The 3915-nt window shown below is 38.8% G+C and carries 5 protein-coding genes; all 5 read left to right on the top strand.

Annotation, left to right across the window (positions count from 1 at the left end; genetic code table 11):
• On the top strand, nt 1–1200 hold a 1200-nt coding region (locus tag GAL01_RS15280), incomplete at its 5' end, for a phage portal protein (protein WP_145995672.1).
• Between the two features lie 268 nt (nt 1201–1468).
• Nucleotides 1469–2278, top strand: coding sequence for a hypothetical protein (locus GAL01_RS15275; RefSeq protein WP_062026957.1), 810 nt, complete (start codon nt 1469–1471; stop codon nt 2276–2278).
• Nucleotides 2279–2420: 142 nt separating this feature from the next.
• Nucleotides 2421–2861 carry a hypothetical protein gene (locus GAL01_RS15600; protein WP_145995671.1) on the top strand — a complete coding sequence of 147 codons (441 nt, stop codon included), beginning with the start codon at nt 2421–2423 and terminating at the stop codon, nt 2859–2861.
• Complete coding sequence (locus tag GAL01_RS15270) at nt 2858–3166, top strand: hypothetical protein (RefSeq protein ID WP_145995670.1); 309 nt, start codon at nt 2858–2860, stop codon at nt 3164–3166. Before GAL01_RS15600 ends, GAL01_RS15270 begins: the two co-directional genes overlap by 4 nt.
• A gap of 460 nt (nt 3167–3626) precedes the next feature.
• Nucleotides 3627–3915 (top strand): hypothetical protein (locus GAL01_RS15265; protein WP_176579580.1); only part of this gene is annotated, 289 nt, incomplete at its 3' end.

Raw genomic sequence — 3915 nt, 5'->3', positions numbered from 1 at the left:
AGACAGATATCAACCGTGACTTCTTGTATTAACATCATAACAGAAGACGTATCCAAGATTCCTTTCCACATGGAACAGATGACAGAAACGAATGGATGGGTTCCTGTTCCACTGGTATCGCCAATCGGAAACATCGTCAGATATCCAAACAGTCGCCATACGATGAAGGAAATCTTCCGTATGTGCATCGATGATTTAATCATGAACGGTAATGCTTACATCGTCATCATACGCGATGATTCTGGAATGCCTTCTGAATTTATATATGTGTCTTATAATTCTGTATCTGTTTATGAAAACGAAGAAGGCGACTTAATATATAACGCAACCCATAAGATGTTTAAAAACAAGACCACGTCGGATTCAAAGGAAACCGGATTTACCCGAAACATTCATTTTGAAGATATGATTCATCTGAAGAAGAATGTCATCAACGGGGAAATTACTGGACGTGGATTGATATACACTGCGTCAGAAGTCTTCGGGCTTGCATTGGCTGCACAGGAAACTGCGGCCCGTACATTTAATAACGGTGCAGCGATGCCAGGTTTCATCAAAACCGATGAACCAGTTGACGATGAAACGGCAACCCTGATCAAAAGCCGTTTCATGGAATCACAGGGGGGTGTCAACAGGTCAGGCGCACCAGCAGTCATGTCAGGCACAACGTTCGTTAAGACCGGGATGTCACCGGCTGAACTTCAGTTAGAAAATGCCCGCAATCAGCAAACCATCGAAATCGCAAGAATGCTTCGCGTTCCTTTATATAAGTTGGCTGTCCCATCATCCAGTGAAACAGCTACGTTGGAAGAACAAGAAATATCCTACATTCATAACACGCTGAATTTTTATACCACCTTGATCGAAGAAGAATTCAACCGAAAGATATTCCTTAGAAGTGACATGGAAAAATACCGTTTCCACTTCGACTTCACATCGATAGCGATCCCGGACTTCCAGAAGCGTATATCGGCGTGGGCAATGGCGCATACCAACGGCTTTGTCACATCTGGCTATGTCGCAGCCCGTGAAAACTTCCCAATCCCTTCTGACGACAATGGCGGAAACCAGTATGTGGTTCCGGTCAATCAGGCGGTCATATCAGGGGATGATAGCGTACCCCTTGGGCTGTCTAACCATGATGGTGACAAGACACCGGTTCATGACACACCGATGAAGCAAGCTGAAGAAGTTCAATAAGCGGTTAATTATATCAAAATCGTTTTCTTGCTGCATACCGAACGTTAATAGGTTTGATATAATAAAAAACAAATCCCCAGACGAATGGAAATAATATTCCACTTGTCGGGGATTTTTTGGTTTTAGAATCAATGCCAATCAAGTCTACTTTCTTAAAGTAATTATTGAATAACTTCTTTTCTATGATAGCTTAATAATTGTCATGACGAACAAAACAAAATGCATTTTGTGATTAATAATAACAATATAGAAAAAGGAAACATTGGAAATGAACGTGTATGAATTCAATAAAGGCAACTATGATAACTTTCGCCAGAACGGTAATGTCCCTGATTTCGTCAAGGATCGACATGCTGACGGTACGGACAAGGGCGAAGTCTACACACCAGCCGATATCATCAACAAAATGCTGGACATGTCAAAGCCAGAAGACTGGTCAAATCCTGACATTACTATGTTGGAACCATCATGTGGGAATGGTCGCTTTGTAATTGAAATGATCAAGCGCTTCATGGATGGTCTGGAACAGATCATTCCGAATGAAAGCGAACGTTTCAAGCATATCCTTGAAAACCAAGTTTATGCTGGTGATATTCAAATGGATTCTGTTTTAGAATTATATAATAATATTGAATATATCTTTGGTTCTAATTGTCTTGATGGTGTTAAGGCAAATATCATTTGCACTGATATGATGGCTTTTCCTGCACAAAACTGGCATATGGAAAGTTCATTGGTGACAGTTAAACAGGAAATGGATGATAAACGCGATAAATCAAACATTGATATCGATAAAAAAATTAAACGTGCTTTGAATGATATTCATAAACTGTATAATAATTTCAATCTAAGCAATAAAGTTAAAGCAGATAAGATTACAAAAAAGAATGGACGCCTTAATGAATTAACCAATAAACTTATTGATATGTATGATAACGGTGAATATGTGTTTGAACCGCAAATTCAACAATTGAATTATATGTGTGAAGTTAATAGCGTAACAGATATTGATGAAGTTTTGAAGTTATACAATATCAATGACCGGTTCACACGCTATATGATTAGGCTTTCACAATAAGATAAGCAAAAAAGGGGCATGTAATGTCCCCTTCACAGGGCCACGCCGTGGCCCTGTTGACTGGGCCGGGGATTGACCCGGCCTTTTTTGTTGCTATCCCCAGAAGATATTGGTTTGTGTCGATACGTGACGGGGAATGGGAATGGCTGACTTAATGGGATCATACATCCCTGATCTAGTTCTGAAGATCGATAACGGGGAACTGATCCAGCTACTGAACCATCTACCACAAAGCCCTGAACCTATGTCGTGGTGGCAAACCTTCATTCATACCCCGGCAGCCGTGGTGGCTGCATGTTCGGCAATCCCTACGGTTATATTTTCGTTTTTAACATGGCGCGTGACCAGCACTAACAGTCGAATTACTAAGGATTTTGCAGAAGAAAATCATAAAATTGCACAAAAACAAGCTAAAACAGCGGAAAATAAACTAAATCTGGATCTTTTCAATAAAAGGATAGAATATTTGAAATCACACAATGATAAGATCAACGAATTATTTCGTGATCCAATTGATACCTTAATAAAAGAATATAATGAAAAGGTGAAATTACCGAATACAATGCAGTTTGCATCAAGTTGATTAAAGATTTGCAAGATAGGAAATTAATTATTTCTGGAATTATTACTTTAGATATGGAATTTTCTTCACTTCTAACAAGCGAAACTGATGCAGATTTATTGTTGGTAATGGAAGAAATAAAGACTTTTGCGACTAATATGCAGCATGTTCTAAAATCGGCAAAGAAGCCAGATTGGCAAAATTTAGCTACAAGCTATATCGACGAAATGAAAAAACACAAAAAAATTGCCTTCGATAAAAACTATCAGTTTATTAAATCGATTTCAAAAAAAGAATTATCATTTATCAAACAAAATCCACAATGATATCAATTTTCATTAATATTATTCAAAACCAATAACAAATCCACTATCATTTAATAAAGCCACCACAAGCCATTCTATCCCCCTTAGAATGGATGTTACATATCTATTAGATATCTAATAGTTATCCACATATAAAAGATAAGACATAAGGGGATACCCATCATTTCAAAAAGCAATTCACATTCGCATCGCACCGGTAATCATATTTGGTGCAAATGATACTTTTACCCAATCGACATGAATACAACGTATTCATGCGAAGGGGTCTTGTGTGAAACACAAACCCAATCGACCTATATCTGCCTGTACGAAGGGGGAATGGTGCGTCGGCAAATCGCATCACTGCGTCAGCATGCGTCAGCAGGATTTAGCTACAGAAACAGCCATTTTTTGTTATCTGCTGACGATGCAGATGATAGATTAGCTAGTTGAATAGATAATTTTTTTATAAAAAACTGTCTTGTTTGCTGTGCATCCTAACATCATCATCGTCATCATCGTCATCATCGTCATCATCGTCATCATCGTCATCATCGTCATCATCGTCATCATCGTCATCATCGTCATCATCGTCATCATCGTCATCATCGTCATCATCGTCATCATCGTCATCATCGTCATCATCGTCATCATCGTCATCATCGTCATCATCGTCATCATCGTCATCATCGTCATCATCGTCATCATCGTCATCATCGTCATCATCGTCATCATCGTCATCATCGTCATCATCGTCATCATCGTCATCA

Origin of the sequence: Gluconobacter albidus (genome assembly GCF_002723915.1) — a bacterium.
In the GTDB taxonomy this organism is placed as follows: Bacteria; Pseudomonadota; Alphaproteobacteria; order Acetobacterales; family Acetobacteraceae; genus Gluconobacter; species Gluconobacter albidus.
This window is presented reverse-complemented; position numbering and strand designations above follow the sequence as displayed.

What these genes read in the sequence shown, in the direction of transcription:
- GAL01_RS15275 (WP_062026957.1), top strand. Translation starts at nt 1,469, where the DNA reads ATGAACGTGTATGAATTCAATAAAGGCAACTATGATAACTTTCGCCAG.
- GAL01_RS15600 (WP_145995671.1), top strand. Translation starts at nt 2,421, where the DNA reads ATGGCTGACTTAATGGGATCATACATCCCTGATCTAGTTCTGAAGATC.